Below are 25052 nucleotides of genomic sequence, written 5' to 3' on the forward strand. Positions count from 1 at the left end.
GCTTCGTGCCCCTGTAGCCGAGCTTGGCGGCCTTGGCCTTCGCCGCCACCGCCGGGGTGATCTTGCCCAGCTCCGCCATCCGGTCCAGCACCACGTTGCGCCGCTTGAGCAACCGCTCCCGCTGCTTCCTGCCCAGGTTCGGGTCGGTGGCGTTGGGGTCTTGCACCGCACCGGCCAGCGTCGCGGCCTGCGGCAGGCTCAGATCGGCCGCCCGTACCCCGAAGAACCGCGTGGCCGCCGCCTCCACCCCGTACGCACTCGCCCCGAAATAGGCGATGTTCAGATACTTCTCCAAGATCTCGTCCTTGGAGTACTTCTCCTCCACCGCCATCGCATGCCGCAACTCGTTCAGCTTGCGCGCGTAACTGGCCTCCAGCGCCTTGTCCTTCTCCTCATCGGTGACGGCCGAGTTGAGCAGGACCTGCTTGACGTACTGCTGGGTGATGCTGGAGCCCCCCTGGCTCACCCCACCGGCGTGCAGGTTCTTGGCGAACGCCCGGATCGTCCCCTCCAGATCGATCGCCCCGTGCTGGTAGAACCGGTAATCCTCGATCGAGATGATCGCCGTCTTCATCACCTCGGCGACCTGATCCAGCGTGACGACCGTCCGGTACTCCTCATAAAACCGCGCGATCTCGTTGCCCCTGGCGTCCTGCACGATCGACACCTCCGCCGGCGGCGGCTCGGTGAGATCCTCGGGCTTGAGATTCAGCTCGCTGGTCGCCGACATGATCCCCAGACCGGCGCCCCCCACCGCCGGCAACGCGATCCCCGCCATGAGCGCGCCCACCGCCGCGCTCGCGGCGACGAGCCGTACGATTTTCGTCCCCCGGCCGGACATCAGAGCCTGCCGAGCCCGCGGGCCAGGATGGTGGCGGTCTTCGCGATGGTCTCGTTGTCGGTGGCGAGGCCCGGGGTGCGGTTGGTGTAGATCGCCATGATGATGGGGGCGTCGCCCTTCCGAGGCCAGATGACGGCGATGTCGTTGCCGCCGCCGAACCCGTCGGAGTTGGTGCCGGTCCTGTCGCCGATCGTCCAGGTCTTGGGCAGGCCCGCCCGGATGCGCTCGTCGCCGGTCTTGTTCGCGAGCAGCCAGGCGTTGAGCTGCGCGCGGTCCTTGGCGTGCAGCGCCTTGCCGGTGGTGAGCATGCGCAGGTCACGGCCGATGGCCGAGGGCGTGGTGGTGTCGCGCCTGTCCCCGGGGGTCCAGTCGTTGAGCTCGGGGTGCCAGCGGTCCATCCGGGAGACCGGGTCCTTCAGGCCGCGGAAGTATCTCGTCAGGCCCGCGGGGCCGCCGATCTGCTTGAGCAGCAGGTTGGACGCGGTGCCGTCGCTCTGGGTGACGGCCGCCTCGCACAGCTGGGCGACGGTCAGGCCGTCCTCGACGTGCTTCTCGGTGACCGGCGAGCCGGGCTTCAGGTCGGCGGCCGTCCACTTGATCAGTTTGTTCATCAGGCCGGGGGCGGAGGTGCGCGCCTTGTGCAGCACGTTCGCGCAGAGGGGTGCCTTGAAGGTGGACAGCAGCGGGAAGCGCTCGTTCGACCGGTAGGTCACCGTCCTGCCGGTCGCCGTGTCCAGGGCGTACGCGCCGATGCGGCCCTTGAAGGACGTCTCCAGGGTGCGCAGGTCCTTGAGGGCCTGATCGGTACGCGTGGGCGTCGCCGTCGCGGGCGGGGTGGTGGACGCGTGACCGGCCGTCGCGACACCCGGCAGGGGGATCAGCGCGAGTGAGGCCAGCGTCGAGAGCGCGACGCGTCGAAGAAGCTGAGCGGGCATGGTCGGGCCTTCCCATCGTGGACTGGATACGACGGGCAGTCTCGTGTCGTTGTCCGATGCCGTCAAAGACAGAAACAGTCGGCTTCATGCTGAAATGGCATACACGGACCTGCTCGGAGCCCGCAGCCGGAGAACGGAGGCGCGCCGGATGTCCTACGGGTTCCGGCGTGGCACCGGCCGGTCGCAGGCGGACGGGGAACGGCCGGGGCCGTCCGGCGCCGCCTCCCGGAGCGACCGGCCGGGCACGGTTATTTGCCGAAACCGGCCGTCAGGCCGCTGAGCAGCTGGCGGCGGCCGATCACGTACAGGATCAGGATGGGCAGCGTGGTCAGCACGACCGAGGCGAGCACGGCCGGCACGTTCACGCTGTACTGCCCCTGGAAGGTCCACAGCGCGAGCGGCAGCGTGCGCCTGTCGGGGCTCTGGGTGAGGATCAGCGGCAGCAGGAACCCGTTCCAGATCGTCAGCGCGTTGTAGATCGTCACCGTCACCACGGCCGGCATGGTGAGCGGCAGGGCCAGGCGCCGCAGTGTCGTCAGCTCGCCCGCGCCGTCCAGCCGCATCGACTCGAACAGCTCCTTGGGCACGTCACGGATGAAGTTGGTCAGGACCAGCACCGACAGCGGGATCGCGAAGGCGATCGACGGGAGGATCAGCCCCGTCAGCGAGTCGTAGAGGCGAAGCCGGATGATGATCAGGTAGATCGGGATGATGGTCGCCTGCAAGGGGATGGCCAGGCCCATGAGGAAGAGCGCGTTCACCCCGCGAAGGAAGCGGAAGGCGCCGCTGCCCCGGACGATCGCGTACGCCGCCATGAACGCGACCGCGACCGCCGGGACGACCGCGCCGACGGTCACGATGAGGCTGTTGAGGAAGTACAGCGGGAAGTCGGACTCGACGACCAGCCGGTAGTTGTCGAGGGTCGGCTCGGTCGGCGGCGCGAGCGGGTTGGTGGCGTAGTAGCCGCTCTGCGCCTTGAAGCTGGTGATGACGATCCAGTAGATCGGCACGATCACGATCGCGAGCCACAGCCAGCCCGCGATCCCGCCCAGCCAGTTGCGGCGCTCGCCGAGCGCCCGGGTCCGCTGTCCGCCCGCTCGCGGCGGGCGCCGGTGCGTCTCCGTCCCGGCCGGCGCGGCCGGTGCGGTCCGCTCGGGCCTCGTCGTCCAGGTCATGCCCATGTCAGGCCCCTTCCATCTGGCTGGCTCCCGCGTCGCGTCCGCCGAGCCGGCGCAGGAGCAACGCCAGGGCGAGGCCCACGAGGACGAGGATGACGGCGATGGCACTGGCCGGTCCCATGAGGTTGGCCTGGAAGCCGCGCTTGTACATGTCCAGGGCGAGCACCCGGGTGGCGTCGCCGGGGCCGCCCGCGGTCAGCACGAAGATCAGGTCGAAGAAGGTCAGGGATCCGACGACCATCAGGGTGGAGGAGGTGATGATCGTGTACTTGAGCTGCGGCAGCGTGATGCTGAAGAACCTGCGGACGCGGCCCGCGCCGTCTATTTCCGCGGCCTCGTACATGGAGCGCGGGATCTGCCGCACGCCGCCCTGGTAGATCAGCGAGTGGAAGGGGACGAACTGCCACGACACCACGAAGATCACGACACCGAAGGCGAGGACGGGTTCGCCGAGCCAGTCCTGCACGAGCAGGTCGACGCCCAGCCCGGCGCCGAGCCCGAAGTTCGGGTCGAGCAGCGCCTTGTAGGCGATCGCGATGGCGGCCGAGCTCAGCAGCAGCGGGATGAAGTACAGCACCGCGAGCAGCGAGCGGTAGCGCTGCCGCCCGGCCAGGAACACCCCGATCAGGATGCTGGCCGGGGTCTGGACCGCCCAGGAGGCGACCATCACCAGCAGCGTCACCCACAGGGCGTGCGGGAGGCCGGGGTCGGCGAGCACGGCCCGCCAGCTCGTGAGCCCGGACATCCGGATCTCGCCGAGCCCGTCCCAGGAGGTGAAGCTGAGGAACAGGACCCCGGCCAGCGGGATCACCCCGAAGGCGACGAAGATCACCAGGGCCGGTACGGCGAGCCACGGCAGGACGCCGCCCCTGGCCCCTCGCGCGGCGGCCGGCGGCGTCCCTCTCCGGGCGGGGGTGGCGAGCGCGCTCAACTGCCGATGACCGCGTTCATATTGGAGACGAACTGCTGCGGGGTGATCGACAGCTGGAACAGCTTGGCGATGTTGTCCAGCAGCACCTCGGCCGCGGTGGGGCTGAGCGCCTGGTCCCAGGACTGGGCGAAGGACGTGGCGTTGCTGGCGATGCCGTAGACGAACGTCAGGAAGTCCGCGTCCTTGGAGGTGGCGAACGCGCTGTCGGCGCCGTTGACGATCGGCACCGCGCCCGTACCGGCCCACTCCTTGACGTCCTCGTCGTTGAGCACGGCGGTGGCGAAGAACCTCTTGGCGATCTCCTTCTGCTCGGGGGTCGCCTTGGAGGAGATCGAGAGGTACTGGCCCGGGTTGCCGACGGTGTTGCTGGGGTCGCCCTTGCCGCCCTCGACCGGCGGGAAGTTCATGTAGCCGAGGTGGCCGCCGGAGACGAAGTCGCCGCCGTCGGTCGACATGCTGCCGTACGTCCAGCCGCCGTGCAGCATCATCGCGGCCTTGCCGGTGTACAGCAGGGCCTGGTCGGCGTTGGAGTCGGCCGTGATCGAGGAGAAGCCCTTGATGAACCCGTCCGCCTTGACGAGGTCCTGCAGCTTGGTCAGGGCGTCGAGGGCGGCCGGGTGGGACCAGGCGTCCTTCTTGGCGTCGAACACGGCCTGGAACACCTCGGGGCCGCCGATGCGGTCGAAGAGGAACTCCAGCCACATCATGTTCGTCCAGCGGGACTGGCCGCCGAGGGAGAACGGGGCGATGCCGGCGGCGTTGAACTTGGGGACCAGGGCCATGATGTCGCCCCACGACTCCGGCGGACGCACGCCGACCTGGTCGAAGACCTTCTTGTTGTAGTACAGGACGATGGGCTGCATGGTCTCGGCGGGCATCGCGTAGATCTTGCCGTCGATCGTGGCCGCCCCGAAGGAGGAGGCGAACAGCCGGTCCTTCACCGCCGGGTTCTGCTCGAACCACGGGGTGAGGTCCTCCACCTGCCCGGCCTGCACGTACGTGCGCAGGGTCCCGCCACCCCAGCCCCAGATGATGGTGGGCGCCTGGCCCGCCCCGATCGCCGTCTTGATCTTCGTCTTGTACGCGTCGTTCTGCATGGTCGTGAAGGTGATCTGCCCGGAGGGGTTGGCCTTGTTGAACCGCTCCACGGCCCTGGTGCGCACGCCCTCCTGCGGCTGGACCGACAGGAACCAGTAGGTGGCCGTGTTCTTGGCGCTCGCGGCGTTGCCGCCGGTCGCGCCCCCGCCCGCCGGGGTGGGGCCGGACGTGCCACAGGCCGCCAGCGCGGCCCCCAGGGGAATGCCCATGGAGAGGGTGAGGAAGGTGCGGCGAGAGGGTGTCGTTGGCTCCACGCTGATCTCCGTGTGTCGAGTGCCGGACTGGGTGCGGCTCCAGGGGAAACATGAGTGGCGGTGGCCGTCGGTCGTGGATCAGCACCTCCGATGCCAGGCGTCCGCTCTTCTGAGCCCGACATGTCGAAACATTTCCGAAACAGACCGCGTGGATCGTCAATTTAGATTTCAGCTAGTTACCTGTCAAGGGGCGGTCGCGGGTCGGCGCGAGCTTGATATGCGAGGTATGTGAGGTACTCTCATCTGGACTTTCCTGGTCATCTCCCGCACGCCAGGACATCGAGTGAGGCTCCGCAACGCGTCGAAATGTTTCGAAGAGTTGCCGGAACGCGTTTTCTTGAGGAGAGCAGATGACGGCGCTAGATGGGACCTCCGCGACGGGCCGGATCCTCCGTCCGTGGCGGGACCCGGCACTTTCCGTGGCCGACCGGGTCGACGCCCTCCTGGAGGAGATGACCCTTGAGGAGAAGGTCGGCCAGCTCGGCAGCCGGTGGTTCGGCAACGACATGTGGGCCGACCGGGGAGGAGAGCCGGAGGAGGCCGAGGGCCCGGCGAACGTGGCCCCGATGCAGGACGTCTTCGCGGCCTCGGGGAGGGTGCCGCTGGAGGAGGCGGTCCGCGACGGGCTCGGCCACCTGACGCGGGTGTTCGGCAGCGCCCCGGTGACCGCGGTGGAGGGCGCCGCGGAGGTGGTGCGGCTGCAGTCGGAGGTGGTGAGACACTCCCGGCTCGGCATCCCGGCGCTGGTCCACGAGGAGTGCCTCACCGGTTTCACCACCTACGGCGCGACCGTCTACCCGGCGGCCATCGCCTGGGGTGCGACGTTCGACCCGGACCTGGTGGAGCGGATGGCCGCCGCCATCGGGCGGGACATGCGCGCCGTGGGCGTCCACCAGGGCCTGTCGCCGGTGCTGGACGTGGTACGCGACTACCGCTGGGGCCGGGTCGAGGAGACCATGGGCGAGGATCCGTACCTCGTCGCGACGCTCGGCGCGGCCTACGTGCGCGGCCTGGAGGGCGCCGGGATCATCGCCACCCTCAAGCACTTCGCCGGTTACTCCGCCTCCCGGGCGGCCCGCAACCACGGCCCGGTGCCGATGGGCCGCCGCGAGCTGATGGACATGATCCTTCCGGCGTTCGAGACCGCCATCGTCGAGGGCGGCGCGCGGTCGGTGATGAACTCCTACTCCGACGTGGACGGTGTCCCCGCCGCGGCCGACCCGTGGCTGCTGACCGACCTGCTGCGCGGCGAGTGGGGGTTCACCGGGACGGTGGTGTCGGACTACTGGGCGATCCCGTTCCTCGCGACGACACACCAGGTCGCCGCCGACACCGACGAGGCCGGGGTGCAGGCGCTGACCGCGGGCATCGACGTCGAACTGCCCGACACACTCGGCTTCGGCCGGCACCTCGTCGAGCGGGTACGACGGGGCGAGCTGCCGGAGTCCCTGATCGACCGGGCCGCCCGGCGCCTGCTCACCCAGAAGGCGCAACTCGGGCTGCTGGACCCGGACTGGACGCCGGAGAGGTCGGTGGCCGGGGCACCGGCCGTGGACCTCGACTCACCGGCCAACCGGGCACTCGCCAGGGAGCTGGCCGAACGGTCGATCGTGCTGCTCGACGCGGGCACCGCGCTGCCGCTGCTCGGCGAGGGGCGCCCGGAGCCGCGCCGGGTGGCCGTGGTCGGCCCCGGCGCCGACGAGCCGCGCACGTTCATGGGCTGCTACGCCTTCCCCAACCACGTGCTGCCCCGCCATCCGGGGCTCGGACTCGGCGTGGCCGCGCCCAGCCTGCTGGAGGCGCTGCGGGCCGAGCTGCCCGGCGCCGAGTTGGTCCACGAGCCGGGCTGCGACGTGCGGGGCGAGGACCGCTCCGGCTTCGCCGCCGCGCTCCGGGCGGCCCGCGAGTCCGACGTGTGCGTGGCCGTCGTCGGCGACCTGGCGGGGATGTTCGGGCTGGGCACGTCGGGCGAGGGCTGCGACGCCGAGGACCTGCGGCTGCCCGGCGTGCAGGAGGACCTGCTGGCCGAGCTGGCCGCCACCGGCACGCCGGTCGTGGTGGTCGTCGTCTCGGGCCGCCCGTACGCGCTGGGCGGCGTGTCCGGGACGGCCGCCGCGCTCGTCCAGGCGTTCATGCCCGGCGAGGAGGGCGGCGCGGCCATCGCCGGGGTCCTGTCCGGCCGGGTGCAGCCCAGCGGGAAGCTGCCGGTGCAGATCCCGCGCGGCCCGGGAGGGCAGCCGGGCACCTACCTGCAGCCGCCGCTGGGCTCCAACAGCCACGGCATCAGCAACCTCGACCCGACCCCGCTGTTCCCGTTCGGGCACGGCACCTCGTACACCACCTTCGCGATCGACTCCCTGAGGATCGGCGACGCCGAGGTGCCCACCGACGGCGAGTTCACCGTGTCGGCGCGCGTGCGCAACACCGGGGGCCGACACGGTGAGGAGGTCGTCCAGCTCTACCTGCACGACGTGGTCGCCCAGGTCACCCGGCCGGTGCGGCAGCTCACCGGGTTCGCCCGGGTCCGGCTGGAGCCCGGCGCGAGCGCCCTGGTGACCTTCACCGTGCCCGCCGACCGGACCGCGTTCACCGGCCGCGACCTGCGGCGCGTCGTCGAACCCGGCGACCTCGAGGTGTTCGTGGGCGCGTCGGCGTCCGACCTGCCCTGCCGGGGCCGCGTACGATTGACCGGCCCGCCGCGCCACGTCGGCCCGGACCGGCGACTGGTCACCCGGGTGGACGTGCGACCGGCACCGGGCGCTTCCACCACACATCAGGGAGGAACGGATGCCGGCCAGTCCTAGACGGGCCACGCTGGCCACGGTCGCGGCGTCGGCGGGTGTGTCGGTCGCGACCGTGTCGAAGGTGCTCAACGGCCGGGGCGACGTCTCCCCGGTGACCCGCTCCCTCGTGGAGTCGCTGCTGGAGCAGCACGACTACGTCGCGCCACCGCAGCGCCGCAAGGGTGACGTGAGCGCGCCGGCCACGATCGAGGTGGAGCTCGACGCCGACCTCAACCCGTACTCGACCGAGATCGTCCAGGGCGCGGTACGGGCCGGGGCCGAGGCCGACGCGGCGATCGTGGTGAGCATCCGGACGAACGCCGACCGCACCGGAGGCTGGGCGCGCGGCCTGGCCACGGCCGGACGGCGGGCCGTGATCGCCGTCACCAGCGAGCTGACCGCCGGGCAGCTCGCCGCCCTGTCCCGCGCGCGGGTGCCGCTGGTCGTGATCGACCCGCTGAACCTGCCGCAGACCAGGGGGGTCATCAGCGTCGGCTCGACGAACTTCGCCGGGGGCCTGGCCGCGACGCAGCACCTGCTCGGACTCGGGCACCGGCGCATCGCCTACCTCGGCGGCCCGGTCACCGCCGCCTGCGACCAGGCCCGGCTGCACGGCTACCGCGCCGCCATGGAGGCCGCGGGCGCCCCGGTTCCCCCGGACTACGTACGGTCGGGGCACTTCCAGTACCAGGAGGGGGTGACGGGTGGCGCGGCTCTGCTCGACCTGCCCGAACCGCCCACGGCCGTCTTCACCGGCTGCGACGACATCGCGCTCGGCGTGCTGGAGGCGGCCAGGGCGCGCGGGGTGCGCGTGCCCGAGGACCTCAGCATCGTCGGCTTCGACGACACCCAGGTCGCCCGGATGGCCTCGCCCCCGCTGACCACCGTGCGCCAGCCGCTACGGGAGATGGGCGGCGTCGCCGTCCGCACGGCCCTGCGCCTGGCGGCGGGCGAGCGGGTCGACTCCCACCACGTCGAACTCGCCACCGAGCTCGTGGTACGCGGCTCCACCGCCCCGCCCGGGGGTCCCCCCGGGCGGGGCTGATCCCGCTCGCCCGTCGGCGCGGCCGTGCGGCCGGGGACGGCTCGCCCGGTTCTCACCGGTAGCGCGCGTCCGGGTGGTCCCGGAGGGCTTCCTCAGCTCTCCGAAGGGGCGGGCGTGGCAGTCTCCTCGGCGTGCAGGAGCAGGTCTATGTGCTCCTCCACGACGGGCTTGGCGTCGGTGGCGAGCTTCTTCACCTCGGGGGAGGAGCCGCTCCCGACCTCCTTCTCGATGGCGGCGAGGGTCTCGCGATGGCCTTCGAGCTCCTCGCTGAGCCACGCCTTGTCGAAGTCCGCGCCGCTCAGCGCCCCCAGTTTGTCGAGCTGCTCGCGCTGCGCGGCGGTGGGCTGGTCGGGGAGCTTGACGCCGAGCTTGTCGGCCACCTGCCGTACGGACTCGTCCAGATTCGTGTGGTCGGCGACGAACCTCTCTCCCAGGTCGCGGACGGTCTGGGCGCTCTCCCGCCCCTCGGAGTCGGAGGTTTTGGCCTCGGCGGCCTTGCCCCCCTCGATCTCGGCCAGGTTGGCCTGGTGCGCCTGGACGAGGAAGTCCTTGTCCTGCTGGCTCACGGTCTGCGGGGCGGGCGAGACGGCAGCGCCGGCCGTGCCGCCCGTCACGGTCACGGCGACGGCCAGCAAGATGATCATCTTTCGAACCATCGGATCCTCCGTCGATCAGTCCACGGTCGGAACTACCACCTCCTTCTCATATGCACGCATTCATGGAGATATAGCGCCATAAGCGGTAGATCATGACAAAAGGACGAGAGGGTGATGCCAAGAGCCGCCCGTCCCACCTGCCCCTCCTCAGCCGAGGACGGCGTCCAGCAGGAGGGAGCCCGCGCCGAGCAGGGCGGCGTCGGGGCCGCCCCGGGTGACGGCGATCTCCAGGTCGCGGGTGGCCAGAGGCAGGCAGCGCTCGTAGACGGCGGCGCGGATGGCGGAGATCAGCGGCTCGGCGGTGGAGAGGCTGCCGCCGACGACGATGGCGTCCGGATTGAGGAAGTTGACCAGGACGGTGAGCACCTCGCCGATGAGGCGGCCCGCGTTCCTGACCAGGGCGGTGGCCTCGGGAACGCCGTCCTCGACCAGGGCGACGACGTCGGCGGGGCGCCGCGTCGCGATGCCGAGCCCGGCCAGGGCGTCCATGAGCGCGGCGCCGCTCGCGTAGGCCTCCAGGCAGTCGGGGTGGCCGCACGAGCACATGGTGGAGGAGTCGGTCCTGACCCGGACGTGGCTGATGTCTCCGGCCGCGCCCCTGCCCCGGTGCAGGCGGCCGTCGACGATCACGCCGCACCCTATGCCGCTGCCGGCCTTGAGCACCATGAGGTTGTCGAACCCCGGCCACGAGCGGGCCTCGCCGACGGCGAGGAGGTTGGCGTCGTTCTCGACGAGCACCGGCAGGTCGTAGTGGGCGCCGAGATGCTCGGCGACGGGGAAGTTGTTCCAGCCGGGCATGCGCGAGGGGGAGACCACCCGGCCGCTGGCGGGGTCGACGGGGCCGGGGATGCCGGTGCCGACACCGCGCAGCGGGACGCCGGGCGGGCCGTGGGCGATCAGCAGCTCGTCGAACGAGGCGGCGATCCAGTCGAGGGTCGCCTCGGGGCCGAGCGCTATGTCGCAGGCGCGCTCCTCGACGACGAGGGGGACACCGCTGAGGTCGAGCAGGCCGAGGCGGGCGTGGTGCGCCCCGAGGTCGGCCACCGCGAGCAGGCCGGCGGCCGGGCTGACCCGCAGCCGCCGGGGCCGCCGCCCGCCGCTGGAGGTGCCCGAGCCCTCCTCGACGAGGAGCCCGGTGTCGATCAGCTCCTCGACGCGAAGGGAGACGCTCGACGCCGCCAGGCCGGAGATGCGGGCCAGCTGCGCGCGCGACTCGGCGTGGCCGGTGGCGACGAGACGCAGCAGATCGCCCTGCGCTCCCCGTACCGGCAGCCGCTCTTTGCCTGACATGAACTAGAGGAATACCACGTCTGTACTTACTACGGCAACGTGTTGACTTGCGTGAGAATCATCCATTACCTTCCGCTCTATCTTCGATTTCGAAGGAAGATGGCAATGATTCAGGTCAAAGGGCTGAACAAATGGTTCGGTGATCATCACGTGCTGCGCGACATCGACCTTGATGTGGCGCGGGGCGAGGTCGTCGTGGTGGTCGGCCCCTCGGGTTCCGGCAAGTCCACGCTGTGCCGCTGCCTCAACAGGCTGGAGACCGCCGGATCCGGGGACATCCTCGTCGACGGTGTGCCCGCCCCCGTGGAGGGCCGGGAACTGGCCCGGCTGCGGGCCGACGTCGGCATGGTGTTCCAGTCGTTCAACCTGTTCCAGCACAAGACCGTGCTGGAGAACATCGTGCTCGCGCCGATGAAGGTCCGGGGCGACGGCCGCGCCGAGGCCGAGGCGTCGGCGCGGAGACTGCTGGAGCGCGTCGGCATCGCCGAGCAGGCGGGAAAGCTGCCCGCGCAGCTGTCCGGCGGGCAGCAGCAGCGGGCCGCCATCGCCCGCGCGCTCGCCATGCGGCCCAAGGTGATGCTCTTCGACGAGCCCACCTCGGCGCTCGACCCGGAAATGGTCGGCGAGGTGCTGGAGGTGATGGTCCGGCTCGCCGCCGACGGCATGACCATGGTCGTCGTCACCCACGAGATGGGCTTCGCCCGCAGGGCCGCCGACCGCGTGGTCTTCATGGACGCCGGCCAGATCGTCGAGACGGGCGAGCCCGGCGCCTTCTTCGAGGCTCCCCAGACCGACCGTGCCAGGGACTTCCTGGCCAAAGTTCTCACTCATTGATCGAAAACGATCGAAAGCGATCGAAAAGGATGGTGGGCCCGATGGTGTCCATGAAGCGGCTGGCCGCTGTCGCCGCTGTGTCCATGCTCGGCCTCTCGGCCTGTGCCGGTACGGATTCGGCGAGCCCGGCCGTACCGGGCGAGGCCAAGGGGAACGACCTGATCGCCTCGGCGCCGGTCGCGGCCGCCGCGGACATCCTGCCCGGCTCCACGATGGAGAAGATCAAGCAGCGCGGCGAGCTGATCGTCGGCGGGTCGCTCGACGCCCCGCTGCTGTCGCAGCAGAACCCGACGACCGGCGAGGTCGAGGGGTTCGACGCGGACATGGGCAAGGCGCTCGCCAAGTACATCATCGGCGAGCCCAAGGTGAAGATCGTCAACTCGGCCTCGGAGACCCGCGAGGCACTGCTCTCCAACGGCACCGTGGACGTCGTCTTCCAGACCTACACGATCACCCCCGAGCGGGCCGAGCAGGTCGCCTTCGCCGGTCCGTACTACTCCTCCGGGCTGAGCCTCGCGGTCAGGAAGGGCACCGAGGGCATCGCCAAACCCGAGGACCTGAACGGCAAGACCGTCATCGCCGGAGCCAACACCCCGGCCATCCCGGCGATCAAGAAGCTCGCCCCGCAGGCCAAGATCGTGACGTTCGGCAGCGACCCGGAGTGCATGCAGGCCCTCAAGCAGGAACGCGGCGACGCCTACGTCCAGGACGAGACGCTCCTGGTCGCCAACGCGCAGAAGGACTCCTCGGTCCAGGTCGTCGGCAGCCCGTTCACCGAGGACCCGTACGGCATCGGCCTCAAGCACGGCGACGACCAGTTCAAGACGTTCGTCAACGACTGGCTGAAGAAGATCCAGGCCGAAGGCCTCTGGCAGAAGACCTGGAAGAACTCCCTCGGCACGGTCGTGCAGGGTGAGGCTCCCACCCCGCCGCAGATCGGATCGGTGCCGGGGTCCTGATGTCCGCCCTCCTGGACCACCTGCCCGAGTTGTGGCAGGGACTGGTCGTGACCCTCCAGCTGACCGCGGCGTCCTTCGTGGGAGCCGCGGTCGTGGGGCTCGTGATCACCGCCATGCGGGTCAGCCCGGTCGGCGTCCTGCGCGGGATCGGCACGGCCTATGTGGAGACCTTCCAGAACCTGCCGCTGCTGGTACTGCTGGTGCTCGCCGTCTTCGGCCTGCCCGAGATCGGGCTCAAGGCCGACCTGCTGGTGACGGCCATGATCGTCATCGCGCTCTACGAGGCCGCCTACATCGCCGAGGCACTGCGCTCCGGCGTCAACGCGGTCTCCGCCGGACAGGGCGAGGCGGCCCGCGCGCTCGGGCTGACCTTCGGCCAGTCCCTGCGCCACGTGGTCCTGCCGCAGGCGCTGCGCACGGTGATCCAGCCGGTCGGCAACATCTTCATCGCGCTGACGATGAACACCTCACTCGCCGCCGCGGTCGGCGTGGTCGACCTGACCGCCGCGGCCAACCGGGTGAACCTCGCGGAGGCGCAGCCCATCCCGATCTTCGTCGGGGCGGGACTGGCCTACGCGCTGATCGCCGCCTGTGCCGGGTTCGTCACCGGGCGGCTCGAACGACGGCTGGTGGTGGTCCGGTGAGCAACCTCCTCTTCGACCAGCCGGGGCCGCGCGCCCGCCGCAGGATAAGGATCGCGACCGCGGTGGGGGCGGTCGCGATCCTCGTCCTGCTGGCGCTGGCGGTCCGCCAGTTCGCCGCCAACGGCCAGCTCGACGCCGACCGCTGGTCGCCGTACGCGACCTGGCCGATGTGGCGCTACCTGCTGAACGGGCTGTGGGCCACCGCGCTCGCCGCCGTCGTCTCGGCCGCGCTCGCGATGGCGGCCGGGCTCGCTCTCGCCCTCGGGCGGCTGTCGCGGCACCGGTGGATACGCGTGCCCGCCGCCACGTACGTGGAGGTCGTGCGGACCATCCCGGCGCTGCTGCTGGTCTACGTCGTGCTGTTCGCGCTGCCCCGCTACGGGCTCGACCTGCCGCTGTTCTGGAAACTCGTGGTGCCGCTCGCGATCTCGAACGCCGCGGCGTTCGCGGAGATCTTCCGAGCCGGGATCCTGTCGGTGGAACGCGGCCAGGGCGAGGCCGGTCTCGCGGTCGGGCTCACCCAGGGCCAGACCATGCGCCTGATCGTGCTGCCGCAGGCGGCCCGGCGGGTGCTGCCCTCGATCGTGAGCCAGTCGGTCGGCCTGCTGAAGGACACCTCGCTGGGCTTCGTGGTCAGCTACGCCGAACTGCTCTACAGCGGCAAGGTCCTGGCGACCTTCAACGGCCTGCTCATCCAGACCTACATCGTCGTCGCGCTGATCTACCTGGTGGTCAACGCGTCGCTGTCCAAACTCGCCCGTACCCTCGACGCCCGCGACACCCCGGGGGCCCGCCGGCTCAGAAGGAGACCCGCCCGTGCCTGAACTCGTCCCGCTCGCGGAGGTGGTGCGCTCCGGATTCGTGGAGAGCGTGCACTTCGGCAGCGCCGTCGCCCTGGCGCCCGACGGCACCGTGGCCGTCGCCAGGGGAGCGGTCGACGCGCCGGTGCTGCCGCGCTCCTCGGCCAAGCCGTTCCAGGCGCTGGCCTGCCTGCTGTCCGGGGCGGACCTGCGCGGTCCCGCCCTGGCGATCGCCGCGGGCAGCCACACCGGCCAGGACTTCCACGTGCGGCTCGTCGCCGACATGCTCGCCGGGGCCGGGCTCGGCTTCGAGGACCTGCGCTGCCCCGCGGACTGGCCGGAGGACGAGGCCACCCGGCACATGCTGATCCGGGCGGGCCTGACGGCCTCGCGCGAGCGGATGAACTGCTCGGGCAAGCACGCCGCGATGCTCGCCGCGTCCGCCGTCTCCGGCTGGGAGACCGCCTCCTACCTGGACTCCGGCCACCCCCTGCAACTGCGGGTGCGCGCCGTGACCGAGGAACTGTCGGGGGAGAAGACGGCCCACGTCGCCGTCGACGGGTGCGGCGCCCCGCTGTTCGGGCTCTCGCTGGCCGGGCTGGCGCGGGCCGTACGGGCCCTGGTCGTCGCCGAGCCGGGAACCCCGCAACGGGCGGTCGCCGACGCGATGCGCGAGCACCCCGAGTACGTCGGCGGGACCGGCCACGTGAACACCTCGCTGATGCGGGCGCTGCCGGGGGCGGTGGCCAAGGGCGGCGCCGAGGGGGTCCTCGTCGTCGCGCTCGCCACCGGGCACGCGGCGGCCGTCAAGGTCATCGACGGGAGCCCTCGGGCCACGAGCGCGATCGCGCTCGCCGCGCTCAGGGCGGCCGGTGGGGACGTCGCTCCGGCGGCGGGCTTCGCGAGCGTCCCGGTGCTGGGCGGGGGCCTACCGGTCGGTGAAATCCATGCTTTGGAGGAAAAATGAGCCTTAGATATGAGATCTGCATTGACAGTACGGCGGGCGCGCTCGCGGCCGAGCAGGCCGGGGCCCACCGCGTCGAGCTGTGCTCGGCCCTCTTCGAAGGGGGCCTGACCCCGACCCTCGGCACCGTCGAGGCGACCCTCGCGGCGGTCTCGGCGATCCGGGTCCACGTGATCATCCGTCCCCGGGGCGGCGACTTCATCTACGACGAGTACGAGATCGCGGCGATGGAGCGCGACGTGGCCGCTGTCAGGGACGCGGGCGCGAAGGGCGTGGTGATCGGGGTGCTGACGCCGTCCGGCGAGGTGGACGCCGAGGTGGCCAAGCGCCTCATCGGCGCGGCCGGGGACCTCTCGGTCACCTTCCACCGGGCCTTCGACATGACCGCCGACCCGTTCGCCGCCCTGGACACCCTCGCCTCCCTGGGCGTCGACCGGGTCCTCACCTCCGGCCAGGACGTCACCGCCCTGGAGGGCGCGCCGCTGATCGCTGCCCTGGTCGAGCGGGCGGGCGACGACCTGGTCGTGATGCCCGGCGGGGGCATCACGCCCCGCAACGTGCACCGCGTGGTCGAGGCGACCGGAGCCTCCGAGATCCACTTCGCCGCCCTGGTCGACGCGCCCAGCCCCGCGGTCCACCGCAACCCGCACCCGTTCATGGGCGGGGAGCTGCGCCAGCCCGAGTACAGCCGCCTGATCACCTCCCCGCGCCTGGTCTCCGAGGTGATCGCCGCCTCGGGCGCCTGACCTCCGGGAGCCCTCCGAGAGCCTGGTCTCCGTGAGCCTGGTCTCCGTGAGCCTGATCTCCGGAGCCTGGTCTCCGTGAGGCGTCTCGGCGGGTGCCTGCCCCCGGGAGCCGTGCCCGCCGCGGACGTGAACAGGGGCCACGTCCGCCGCCCCGGCTCGTACGGGCACCGGCTCGTCGTGGCGCGAAGGCCCGGACCGGCACGCCGAAACCCGCCGGACTCCGCCCGGTGACGCGGGCCGTAACCAGGTGTGATGAGATTTGTCTTGTTCTCGTGGTTCGTTCGCTCGTGATCGGTTCGAGGAACGCGCCGCGGTCGTCGAGACCTGCCGGGCAGCGGCCCGGCAGTGGCCTGACAGTGGCCTGACAGTGGGAGGTGGGCGTCATCGGCATCGTCTCGCCCGGATTCTTCGGCCGCCGCCGCGCCGGAAACCCGGACCTGCCGCCGGGGCAGTACCTCACGGAGGACTTCCCCGTCCTGTCGGCCGGGCCCACGCCCCTGGTCTCCACCGAAGACTGGAGTCTCGGCGTCACCACCGAGACCGGCGAGGCCGTCCGCTGGAGCTGGGCGGAGCTCAACGCCCTGCCCGTGGAGCGGTTCACGGTCGACCTGCACTGCGTCACCAAGTGGTCCAAGCTCGGCACCACCTGGGAGGGCGTGTCGCTGGACACCCTCCTCGACGGCGTGGAGACGTCCGCGGAGTACGCGCTGGCGGCCTCCTACGGCGGCTACACCACCAACCTCCCGCTGGAGGACCTCCTCGACGGCCGGGCCTGGATCGCCGTCCGCTACGAGGGCGAGCCCATCACCCCCGAGCACGGCGGGCCCGCCCGGCTGCTCGTGCCGCACCTCTACCTGTGGAAGAGCGCCAAGTGGGTACGCGGCCTCCGGCTCCTCGACGAGGACCAGCCGGGATTCTGGGAGGGCGTCGGCTACCACAACTACGGAGACCCGTGGCGCGAACAACGATACTGGGGCGACTGATCTGGAGGGTCGCCACGGTCACCGCCGTGCGCGACGAGACCCCCGGGGCACGCACGATCACCCTGGACGTCCCCGGCTGGCCCGGCCACCTCGCCGGCCAGCACGTCGACGTACGGCTCACCGCCCCCGACGGCTACTCCACCCAGCGCTCGTACTCCATCGCCACGGCCGCCGACGGGGACCGCGTGGAGCTCACCGTCGAGCTGCTGCCCGACGGCGAGGTCTCCCCGTACCTCGCCCAGGTCCTCTCGCCGGGAGACCCGTTGGAGGTACGCGGCCCGATCGGCGGCTGGTTCGTCTGGCGGCCCGAGACGCCCGAGCCGGTGCAACTGGTCGCGGGCGGCTCGGGGGTCGTCCCGCTCATGGCGATGATCCGCGCCCGCGCCTCGGCCGGGATCGGCACGCCGTTCCGGCTCCTGTACTCCACGCGCGGCCCGAGGTCGGCCCTCTACCGCGCCGAGCTGGACCGCTGGAGCGCCGACGGATCCGGCCTGGACGTCACCTACGCCTACACGCGCGAGGTGCCCGACGGCTGGGAGCGTCCGCCCGCGCGGGTCGACGCCGCCCTGCTCGCCGAGACCGTCTGGCCCCCCGAGCGGCAACCCGCCGTCTTCGTGTGCGGGCCCACCGGATTCGTCGAGACCGTCGCGGGCCTGCTCGTCTCCGCCGGTCACGACCCCCGTCTGATCCGCACGGAACGCTTCGGCCCCAGTGGAGGACAACCATGAGCCAGGACCACCTCGACGGGAACTCGGCGGGCGGAGCCCTGCGCGACGTGTTCGCCGTCGACCTGACCGCCGCCACCGGCCAGTGCTCCGGCTGCGCGCGGACCCTCGTGCTGGCCGAGGCGCTCCTCTACACCCGGGCCCCGGGCCTGGTGGCCCGCTGCCCCGGGTGCGAGGAGGTCGTCTTCCGGCTCGTACGGGCGCCGGGACGGGCGTGGCTGGACATGCGCGGCATGACGTGCGTCCAGTTCGAGCTGCCCGCCGGTTCCTGACCCCCTGTCAGCCCTCCGCCGGGGGTTCGCGCCGCTCGCCGACCTGCCGCCGGTAGGCGGCGGGCGAGATGTCGTAGGCCGCGCTGAAGGTCCTGTTGAAGTGCGCTTCGTTGGGAAAGCCCCACCGGGCTCCGATGACGTGCACCGGCAGGGCCCGCTTCGCGGGATCGGCCAGGTCGGCACGGCACCTTTCCAGCTTGCGACGCCGGATCCATCCGGCCACGCCGACGCCCTGCGGCTGGAACAGCCGGTGCAGGTACCGGACCGAGATGTTGTGCGCCGAGGCGATGCTTGACGGGGAGAGGTCGGGGTCGTCCAGACGCCGTTCGATGAACGCCGTCACGCGCATGAGGAGGACCTGGTGCGGGTGGCGCAGCGTCGAGGCCGTCGAGGCGGGGTCGTGGCCGAGTTCGTGGGCCAGCGTGGCGGCGAGCAGGTCCAGGAGGGTCGCCGACAGCCTCAGCCTGTCGGTGGAGGAGTACGTGGCGCTCTCGTCGACCAGTTGCCGTAGCAGCGCAACGACGATGGAGCCCATCCCGTCCCGCCCGGACAGTCCCACCGCCAGCAGGCGCCGGATCTTGGCCTCGGGCAGCGGCAGGTCGTTGCGGGAGAAACCCAGCACCAGGCCGCCACGCGCCTCGTAGGGGTTGTCGGGCGTCTCCGGGGAGAAGTCCGCCGCCGTCCACGCGCGAAAGGTCTGCGAGGTGTCGTACAGCACGAACTCCCCGGGACGCATCACGGCCTCGCGATCCAGCTGGCTGATGCCGGAACGGCCGCTGAGGGTGACGGTCATCTGGTAGTAGCCGGGATCGGACTGGCGGATCCGGCGCGGTGTCCGCCGCGCCTCGAACGAGTTGCAGCGCACCCGGCCGACCTGGATCACGCCGAAGTCCATCATCCGCATCTCGCCGTAGAAGTCGCGGGCGCGATCGCTGGCCGCGTCCACCGATATCACCGACCGGGCGACCGCCTCCCACCAGAAGTCGAACCGCTCGGCCGGGGGCACATGCTTCACGTGGACAACCGCGGGGGTGTTCAAGACCTCTCCTTGACGTGGATGATCTCCGGTCGGTGGAGAGCACCGCGACATGGCCGGGCCCTCCGTTCGGGGCCCGGCCCGACGGTGCCGTGCCGACAGCCTCGCCGGGACGTCAGAGCTTGACGACCCGGGGGCGGTACGGCTCGGCGAGGAATGCGAGTTCCTTCTCGGTGAGGGACAGATCCACCGCGGCGACCGCGTCGTCCACGTGCCCGTCCTTGGTCGCGCCCACGATCGGGGCCGACAGGCCCGGCTGGTGCAGCAGCCAGGACAGCGCCACCCGCGCGGGAGCGACCTCACGCTCCCTGGCCACCTGGGCGACCCGGTCGAGGATCAGACGATCGTTGTCGGCGTCGTCGTAGAGGGCCTCGATGCGGGGGTCGCTGCCCGCCCGGGTGGTGACCTCCTCGGATCCGGCGCGGGCCAGCAGGCCCCTGGCCAGCGGGCTCCACGGGATCAGGCCGACCCCCTGGTCGAGGCAGAGCGGGTTCATCTCCCGCTCCTCCTCTCGGTAAAGGAGGTTGTAGTGATTTTGCATCGACACGAATTTCGTCCAGCCGTGGGTCTCGGCGACGTGCTGGGCCTTGGCGAACTGCCAGGCGTACATGCTGGAGGCGCCGAGGTAGCGGGCCTTGCCGGACCGTACGACGTCGTGCAGGGCCTGCATGGTCTCCTCGATCGGGGTGTCGGGGTCCCAGCGGTGGATCTGGTACAGGTCCACATAGTCGGTGCCCAGGCGGCGCAGCGAGGCGTCGATCGCCGAGTGGATGTGCTTGCGCGACAGGCCGCCGTCGTTGACGCCCTTGCCCATCGGCATGAAAACCTTGGTGGCCAGCACGTAGTCGTCCCTGCTGGGGAAGATCTTGGCGAGCAGGCGGCCGGTGACCTCCTCGCTGGTGCCGTACGAGTAGACGTCGGCGGTGTCGAAGAACGTCACCCCCGCCTCGGCGGCCCGCCGCACGATCGGCTCGGCGGCCGCTTCGCCCAGCACCCACTCGCCCCATTTGGCGGGATCGCCGTAACTCATCATGCCGAGGCAGACCCTCGACACCTTCATACCGGTGGACCCCAGGCGCACGTACTCCATGACAAACCTCCGGATCTTCAAAACCTTGCTTCCCACCCTACGACCGTCGCCCCGGCCGGTTCGTCCTGCCCGCTTGGCTGGAGGAGACGGGTTCACATCAGGTCTCCGGAACTCACCCTCGGTGAAAGGTCATCGAGCCGGGAAGGTCGGCGATTCGGGGTTGCATCCGGTACCCCGGTACAGGCTTACCGTCGGGATGTGGGGCCGCTCGCGTCGGAGCCGGGTGGCTCGGTCCTGAAGAGGTCTTGGAGGGGACATGGAGTGGGCACCGGCTGAATGTGTGCTTCCCACCGGGGAGCGGCCCCTGCGGACGGCGGAGTTCGACGCGTTGTTCGCCTCGGCGCTGAGCGGACTGGAGCGGGTGAGCCCGACTCACCTGCGGCTCAACCTGCGAGGCGACGCCCAAGTGGAGGAAACCGCTCGGGATCTGGTGGCGCGGGAGACGGTGTGCTGTTCGTTCTTCGCCTTCACGTTCACCCGGGAGCGGGATGACCTGGTCTTGGACGTCGAGGTTCCCGCGGTTCACAGCGGGGTGCTCGACGGCCTGGTGGTCCGGGCGCTCGCGATGGCCCCCGGAGTGTCCTCGTGAGCGGGGAGTGGCTCCGTACCGGGGAGGTGGCGGAGGCGGCGGGGGTCAACACGCAGACGCTGCGCTACTACCACCGGCGCGGGCTGTTGGAAGAGCCGCCGCGTAGCAACGGCGGGCACCGGTTGTATCCACCGGAGACGGTGACCGCCCTCCGGGTGATCAAGGTGGCGCAGCGTCTGGGCTTCACGCTGGGGGAGGTGTCGGAGCTCGTCGAGGCGGCCGGTCATCGCCACGGCGCGGTGGACGTCGGCCTGCGGGCGCGGGCGGGAGTGAAGCTGGCCGAGGTGGAACGGAAGATCGCCGATCTCCAGCTGATCCGCGAGTCGCTGGTCCAGGCGATGGACGCCGGGTGTGACGACCTGCTGACCTGCGCGACCAACTCGTGCTGCCCCCTGCCGTTCTCCGATCTGGCGACGAGGGGCGAGCGGCAGGCCGGATCCGGCTGAGCCGAGGACGGACGGTCTCCGGGGCGTCGCGGCCGGTCAGGGACTCACGGATGCTTTCCGGGGGCCATCGGGGTGACCAGCAGGTGGCCATCCCCGCAGACCGTGGCCCTGAAGGGGATCTCCAGGTGCGCCACCTCGTCCGGTGGGATGATCATCAGCCGGGCGGACGTGGGGCACGGACGGTTCCCGCCGGGCACCTGGGTCCAGTGGACACCGGCGTGCGCGCTCGCCCTCGGCAGCAGGGTGATCCGGTGGGGCCGGACGCTGTCCCTGCGCGTCCTGGTGCGCAGCGCGTCGCCGTTCCCATCGATCATGATCAGGCCGACGAAGCCGTACACCCAGCAGGTTTTGCCGGAGGTGTTGGTGAAGGCCAGGGGCGCGTACCACTGTCCCGCTTCGACCTTCACCCTGCCGACGCGTGCCGCGAGCGCCTCGGTGCGGCAGCGCCCGGCGCCGCCGACGTCCGCGCCACTCAGGCTCGCGGTCTGGACGGTGGCGGCGGGACGTGTAAATGTGGCGGCCCGCGCGGGGGCGGAACTCGGGACCGGAGAGGGGGTGGTGTTCCCGGTGAGGGGAGCGTTCTGGATGGGGGTGGCGCTCCGGACGGAGGAGACGGGCGGGGCGCACGCGGCCACGGCGGTCAGCATGGCCGCCGCCACCGCCGAGGCGGCTGTGAGCCGCTTGGCGCCGAGAGATCGTTTCATGGTCTGTTGGATGCGAGCGGTGCCGGTTTTGTTGCCGGTCGAGTGGAGCGGGTTGCCTACGGTGTTCGTTGGAGGCGGGCCGTGCCGGACGGGCGGGAGGTGGGTGTGTATTTTTACCTGTTAAATCGGTTTATAACCGTCAAAACCACCCATTTGGTGTGACCGTTAGTGGGCGCAGGGCCGACAATCGCAGGTATGAGTTCATCGCGACACGACCATCCCCTGCCTCCGGCGCGCGTCGAGGAGGTCTCCGACGGGATCTACGCCTACGTACAGCCCGACGGAAGCTGGTGGATCAACAACACGGGTTTCCTCGTCGGCCGTCGCGGGGTGATCAGTGTGGACTCCTGCTCCACCGAGCGCCGCACCCTCGCCTACCGCGAGGCCATCAGGTCGGTCACCGACCGGCCGATCACGACGCTGGTCAACACCCACCACCACGGCGACCACACCTTCGGCAACTCCGCCTTCCCCGAGGCGACCGTCGTCGGGCACGAGCGGACCAGGGAGATGATCCTCGCCGAGGGGATCCCCGACTACCTGAAGCTGGCCTGGACCGAGGCCGACTGGGGCGACCTGAAGATCCACCCGCCGTTCCTCACCTACACCGACGGGGTGACCGTCCACTCCGACGAGCTGCGCTGCGAGGTACGGCACATCGGCGTCCCGGCCCACACGACCAACGACTCGATCGTGTGGATCCCCGAGCGGTCGCTGCTGTTCTCCGGCGACCTGGTGTTCAACGGCGGCACGCCGTTCGTGATGATGGGGTCGGTGACCGGGGCCATCGCGGCGCTCGACGAGCTCAGGGCGCTGGGCGCGGAGACGATCGTCCCGGGACACGGTGGGGTGTGCGGGCCGGAGGTCATCGACCACGTGCAGGGCTATCTGCGGTTCGTGCTCGCCACCGCCGAACGCGGCAGGGCCGCCGGACTGTCCCCGCTGGAGACCGCGCGCGAGACCGACCTGGGGGAGTACGCCGGACTGCTCGACCCCGAGCGTATCGTCGGCAACCTGCACCGGGCCTACGCGGAGCTGGACGGGCTCGCCCCGGGGGAACCGATCGACCTGGTCACCGCGATGCTGGAGATGATCGACTACAACGGGGGACAGCCCCTCACCTGCCTGGCCTGAATCTGTTCGACCCGGCCTGCTGGTCCCGGTGCCCCGGTCTCTCCGGATCCCGTACCGCCCGGAAAGTCACGACAGGTGGCGGGACCACCATTCCAGGACGGCCTCGAAGCGTTGCATGCGGTGCCTCGGGCGGCCGCTGCGGGTGAGCTCGTGTCCCCCGCCGGGGAAGAGCAGGAACTCGGCGGGGACGCCGTTGCGGCGCAGCGCGACGAACATCCGCTGCGCCTGCTCGACCGGGCAGCGGAGGTCGTCCTCGGAGTGGACCACGGCGAACGGCAGGGTGATCCGGTCGGCCCGGTAGAGCGGGCTCATCGCGCGCTGGGCCTCCGGATCGGGGCCGCAGTAGGCCTCGGCGAAGAACCAGCCGATGTCGGAGGAGCCGGTGAAGGAGTCCCAGGCGTTGACCGCGCGTTCGCTCCAGGCGGCCCTGAACCGGTCCCCGTGGCGGGCGGCGAGCCAGCTCGTCATGAAGCCGCCGTAGGAGCCACCCATCACGCCCACCCGTCCGGCGTCGCACGCGGGATCGGCCAGTGCCGCGTCCAGCAGAGCGAGCACGTCGTCGGCGTCCACGCCGCCCAGCGCGCCGATCACCGACCGGCCGTGCGCCTGGCCGTACCCGCAGGAGCCGCGCGGGTTGGGCAGGACCACCGCGTACCCGGCGCCCGTGTAGACCTGGGTCTCGTCCAGGAACGCCCACCCGTGCTGGTGGAACGGGCCGCCGTGCACGTTCAGCAGCACCGGGTGCGGCCCGTCGCCCTCGGGCAGGGCGAGCCAGCCGTGCACCGGGTAGCCGTCGGCGGAGACGGCGGTGATCTCACGTAGCGGCCTGATCCCGGCGAGGGTGCCCGAGAAGTCGGTCAGCGCCCCGTCGGGGGTGACCACCTCACCGGGGCTCGCGGGCGTGGACACCACCGCGACGATCCGCTCCCCGCACGTGGTGAACGCCTTGACGCGTGCCCGCTCACCCAGGACCGGGACGAGCTTCTCCAGTGGCGCGTCCAGGGCGCCGGAGGGGACCAGGCGCAGCTCGACCGCGCCGCGCGTCCGTACCGCGACCAGGACGCCGTCGTGCCGGGGTACGGGAGGCAGCGCCTCGCAGTCCACCGACTCCTCCTCGGTCAGCCGGGTCCCGGCCACCGCCTCGTGACCCTCGCCGCCGATTCGCAGGGGCGCGCGGTAGAGGCCCGTGTTGCGGGCCACCGCGTCGAGGCCGGAGAACTCGGTGCCGAGGTAGAGCACCTCCCCGCCCGGCAGGGCGACGGGATGTCCGGCGGAGCCGCCGCTGCGCACCGCGAGGATCGGGGCGCCCCCGCCGGACGGAACCGCGTACACGTCCGTGTGCAGGCTCTCGCCGTCGAGGTCGCGGGGGGCCGAGACCAGCACGTGCTCACCGTCCGGCGTCCAGCCGGGAGACTCCACGTCGTAGGGCCCCTCGGTCAGCCGTACCGGCCGCGGGACGTCGGCGAGGGCGTTGACCGTGAACAGGCTCTGCGGCCGGTCGACGGTGAAGCCGACCCCCTCGGTCCGGTAGCGCAGTCCGGTGATCCGGCGGGGCGCCTCGGCCGCGGCGCTCACCCCCTGCTCGGTGCCGTACCGGCCGGGCTCGGCGACCCGGGCGACGAACGCGATCCGGCGGGAGTCCGGCGCCCAGACCGGGACGCCCGCGCCCAGCGGCAGATCGGTGACCGGCCGGGCCTCGCCGCCGCCGGTGGGCATCACGTACAGCTGCGGGACGCCCTCGCGGGCGGCGTCGGCGCGCAGGAAGGCGACCCAGGCGCCGTCGGGGGAGAGGCGCGGCGCGCTGTCGCGCTCGCCGGAGGTGAACCGGACGGGCGGGCCGTCCGCGGGCACCCGCCACACGCTTCCCGGGTAGGCGTCGGCCTCCGGGTCGGGCCGGGCCACGTCGACGAGGAGAAGGTCGCCGTGGAGCGTGACACTACCGGGGATGGTGAGCAGGGCGAGGTCTTCAGGGCGCATAGCCAACAACGCTATCACCTGTTTAGTGATTAATGGGCTATATGTCCGTTATGATGAAAATGGTGCTCTTGTTGTGTCCTGTCCTTTGGAAAAGGTGATTGTTTATTCGCTCTCTTTGAATACCTGAAGGCGCCGATA

The 25052-nt window shown here is 71.1% G+C and carries 25 protein-coding genes; 14 read left to right on the top strand and 11 right to left on the bottom strand.

Annotated elements, in window-relative coordinates; translation table 11 throughout:
- The 5 genes from ABD817_RS38420 to ABD817_RS38440 form a co-directional block, all read right to left on the bottom strand.
- A partial coding sequence (locus tag ABD817_RS38420) for a transglycosylase domain-containing protein (protein WP_344923387.1) occupies nucleotides 1–841 on the bottom strand: 841 nt, incomplete at its 3' end.
- A complete protein-coding gene (gene bla, locus ABD817_RS38425) occupies nucleotides 841–1776 on the bottom strand; it encodes a class A beta-lactamase (protein ID WP_344923388.1) in 936 nt (311 codons plus the stop codon). The genes ABD817_RS38420 and bla, both read right to left, overlap by 1 nt.
- Before the next feature lie 248 nt (nucleotides 1777–2024).
- Nucleotides 2025–2957, bottom strand: a complete 933-nt coding sequence (locus ABD817_RS38430) for a carbohydrate ABC transporter permease (protein WP_344923389.1) — start codon at nucleotides 2955–2957, stop codon at nucleotides 2025–2027.
- A 1-nt stretch (nucleotide 2958) separates the two neighbouring features.
- Nucleotides 2959–3885 carry a carbohydrate ABC transporter permease gene (locus ABD817_RS38435; protein ID WP_344923390.1) on the bottom strand — a complete coding sequence of 309 codons (927 nt, stop codon included), beginning with the start codon at nucleotides 3883–3885 and terminating at the stop codon, nucleotides 2959–2961.
- The gene (locus tag ABD817_RS38440; RefSeq protein WP_344923391.1) at nucleotides 3882–5237 is read right to left on the bottom strand and encodes an extracellular solute-binding protein; all 1356 of its coding nucleotides are present in this window, start codon (nucleotides 5235–5237) and stop codon (nucleotides 3882–3884) included. The genes ABD817_RS38435 and ABD817_RS38440 overlap by 4 nt, the downstream gene beginning before the upstream one ends.
- Nucleotides 5238–5587: 350 nt before the next feature.
- Between ABD817_RS38440 and ABD817_RS38445 the strand changes: the two genes are divergently transcribed.
- Nucleotides 5588–8041 carry a beta-xylosidase/alpha-l-arabinosidase gene (locus tag ABD817_RS38445; protein WP_344923392.1) on the top strand — a complete coding sequence of 818 codons (2454 nt, stop codon included), beginning with the start codon at nucleotides 5588–5590 and terminating at the stop codon, nucleotides 8039–8041.
- Nucleotides 8025–9065: a LacI family DNA-binding transcriptional regulator gene (locus tag ABD817_RS38450; protein ID WP_344923393.1), complete on the top strand. Its 1041-nt coding sequence runs from the start codon at nucleotides 8025–8027 to the stop codon at nucleotides 9063–9065. The genes ABD817_RS38445 and ABD817_RS38450 overlap by 17 nt, the downstream gene beginning before the upstream one ends.
- A gap of 92 nt (nucleotides 9066–9157) precedes the next feature.
- Here ABD817_RS38450 and ABD817_RS38455 read toward each other — a convergent pair whose 3' ends face one another.
- Together ABD817_RS38455 and ABD817_RS38460 are read right to left on the bottom strand one after the other, a co-directional pair.
- Entirely contained in the window at nucleotides 9158–9709 is a 552-nt protein-coding gene (locus ABD817_RS38455; RefSeq protein ID WP_344923394.1) for a DUF4142 domain-containing protein, read from the bottom strand.
- Nucleotides 9710–9868: 159 nt separating this feature from the next.
- A complete protein-coding gene (locus ABD817_RS38460; protein WP_344923395.1) occupies nucleotides 9869–11011 on the bottom strand; it encodes an ROK family protein in 1143 nt (380 codons plus the stop codon).
- Nucleotides 11012–11116: 105 nt separating this feature from the next.
- Here ABD817_RS38460 and ABD817_RS38465 point away from each other — a divergent pair, with 105 nt between their 5' ends.
- From ABD817_RS38465 to ABD817_RS38505, 9 genes are all read left to right on the top strand, one after another.
- A complete protein-coding gene (locus tag ABD817_RS38465) occupies nucleotides 11117–11845 on the top strand; it encodes an amino acid ABC transporter ATP-binding protein (protein ID WP_344923396.1) in 729 nt (242 codons plus the stop codon).
- Between the two features lie 41 nt (nucleotides 11846–11886).
- On the top strand, nucleotides 11887–12804 hold the full coding sequence (locus ABD817_RS38470) for a glutamate ABC transporter substrate-binding protein (RefSeq protein WP_344923397.1): 918 nt from the start codon (nucleotides 11887–11889) through the stop codon (nucleotides 12802–12804).
- Nucleotides 12804–13448, top strand: a complete 645-nt coding sequence (locus ABD817_RS38475) for an amino acid ABC transporter permease (protein WP_344923398.1) — start codon at nucleotides 12804–12806, stop codon at nucleotides 13446–13448. Before ABD817_RS38470 ends, ABD817_RS38475 begins: the two co-directional genes overlap by 1 nt.
- The gene (locus tag ABD817_RS38480; RefSeq protein WP_344923399.1) at nucleotides 13445–14272 is read left to right on the top strand and encodes an amino acid ABC transporter permease; all 828 of its coding nucleotides are present in this window, start codon (nucleotides 13445–13447) and stop codon (nucleotides 14270–14272) included. Before ABD817_RS38475 ends, ABD817_RS38480 begins: the two co-directional genes overlap by 4 nt.
- Nucleotides 14265–15215, top strand: coding sequence for an asparaginase (locus tag ABD817_RS38485; protein WP_344923400.1), 951 nt, complete (start codon nucleotides 14265–14267; stop codon nucleotides 15213–15215). Before ABD817_RS38480 ends, ABD817_RS38485 begins: the two co-directional genes overlap by 8 nt.
- On the top strand, nucleotides 15212–15958 hold the full coding sequence (locus ABD817_RS38490) for a copper homeostasis protein CutC (RefSeq protein ID WP_344923401.1): 747 nt from the start codon (nucleotides 15212–15214) through the stop codon (nucleotides 15956–15958). The genes ABD817_RS38485 and ABD817_RS38490 overlap by 4 nt, the downstream gene beginning before the upstream one ends.
- 383 nt (nucleotides 15959–16341) lie before the next feature.
- Nucleotides 16342–16941 carry a sulfite oxidase-like oxidoreductase gene (locus ABD817_RS38495; RefSeq protein WP_344923438.1) on the top strand — a complete coding sequence of 200 codons (600 nt, stop codon included), beginning with the start codon at nucleotides 16342–16344 and terminating at the stop codon, nucleotides 16939–16941.
- Nucleotides 16911–17669, top strand: coding sequence for a ferredoxin reductase (locus tag ABD817_RS38500; RefSeq protein ID WP_344923402.1), 759 nt, complete (start codon nucleotides 16911–16913; stop codon nucleotides 17667–17669). Before ABD817_RS38495 ends, ABD817_RS38500 begins: the two co-directional genes overlap by 31 nt.
- Complete coding sequence (locus ABD817_RS38505; RefSeq protein WP_344923403.1) at nucleotides 17666–17938, top strand: DUF6510 family protein; 273 nt, start codon at nucleotides 17666–17668, stop codon at nucleotides 17936–17938. Before ABD817_RS38500 ends, ABD817_RS38505 begins: the two co-directional genes overlap by 4 nt.
- A 7-nt stretch (nucleotides 17939–17945) precedes the next feature.
- Here the strand turns inward: ABD817_RS38505 and ABD817_RS38510 are convergent, their stop codons facing one another.
- Both ABD817_RS38510 and ABD817_RS38515 read right to left on the bottom strand, forming a co-directional pair.
- Nucleotides 17946–18977, bottom strand: coding sequence for an AraC-like ligand-binding domain-containing protein (locus ABD817_RS38510; RefSeq protein ID WP_344923404.1), 1032 nt, complete (start codon nucleotides 18975–18977; stop codon nucleotides 17946–17948).
- Nucleotides 18978–19089: 112 nt separating this feature from the next.
- Nucleotides 19090–20064: an aldo/keto reductase gene (locus ABD817_RS38515; RefSeq protein WP_344923405.1), complete on the bottom strand. Its 975-nt coding sequence runs from the start codon at nucleotides 20062–20064 to the stop codon at nucleotides 19090–19092.
- 256 nt (nucleotides 20065–20320) lie between these two features.
- Between ABD817_RS38515 and ABD817_RS38520 the strand changes: the two genes are divergently transcribed.
- Together ABD817_RS38520 and ABD817_RS38525 are read left to right on the top strand one after the other, a co-directional pair.
- Nucleotides 20321–20653 carry a hypothetical protein gene (locus tag ABD817_RS38520; RefSeq protein WP_344923406.1) on the top strand — a complete coding sequence of 111 codons (333 nt, stop codon included), beginning with the start codon at nucleotides 20321–20323 and terminating at the stop codon, nucleotides 20651–20653.
- Nucleotides 20650–21099 (top strand): MerR family transcriptional regulator, encoded by a 450-nt coding sequence (locus ABD817_RS38525; protein ID WP_344923407.1) that lies wholly within the window; start codon nucleotides 20650–20652, stop codon nucleotides 21097–21099. Before ABD817_RS38520 ends, ABD817_RS38525 begins: the two co-directional genes overlap by 4 nt.
- 44 nt (nucleotides 21100–21143) lie before the next feature.
- On the opposite strand, the gene ABD817_RS38530 is transcribed toward ABD817_RS38525, so the two are convergent.
- Complete coding sequence (locus ABD817_RS38530; protein WP_344923408.1) at nucleotides 21144–21803, bottom strand: DUF4232 domain-containing protein; 660 nt, start codon at nucleotides 21801–21803, stop codon at nucleotides 21144–21146.
- A 195-nt stretch (nucleotides 21804–21998) separates the two neighbouring features.
- Between ABD817_RS38530 and ABD817_RS38535 the strand changes: the two genes are divergently transcribed.
- Nucleotides 21999–22937, top strand: coding sequence for an MBL fold metallo-hydrolase (locus tag ABD817_RS38535; RefSeq protein ID WP_344923409.1), 939 nt, complete (start codon nucleotides 21999–22001; stop codon nucleotides 22935–22937).
- 66 nt (nucleotides 22938–23003) lie between these two features.
- Here the strand turns inward: ABD817_RS38535 and ABD817_RS38540 are convergent, their stop codons facing one another.
- A complete protein-coding gene (locus tag ABD817_RS38540; protein WP_344923410.1) occupies nucleotides 23004–24914 on the bottom strand; it encodes a S9 family peptidase in 1911 nt (636 codons plus the stop codon).
- Nucleotides 24915–25052: the final 138 nt, after the last annotated feature.

This window comes from Streptosporangium oxazolinicum (assembly GCF_039537505.1).
Taxonomy (GTDB): domain Bacteria; phylum Actinomycetota; class Actinomycetes; order Streptosporangiales; family Streptosporangiaceae; genus Streptosporangium; species Streptosporangium oxazolinicum.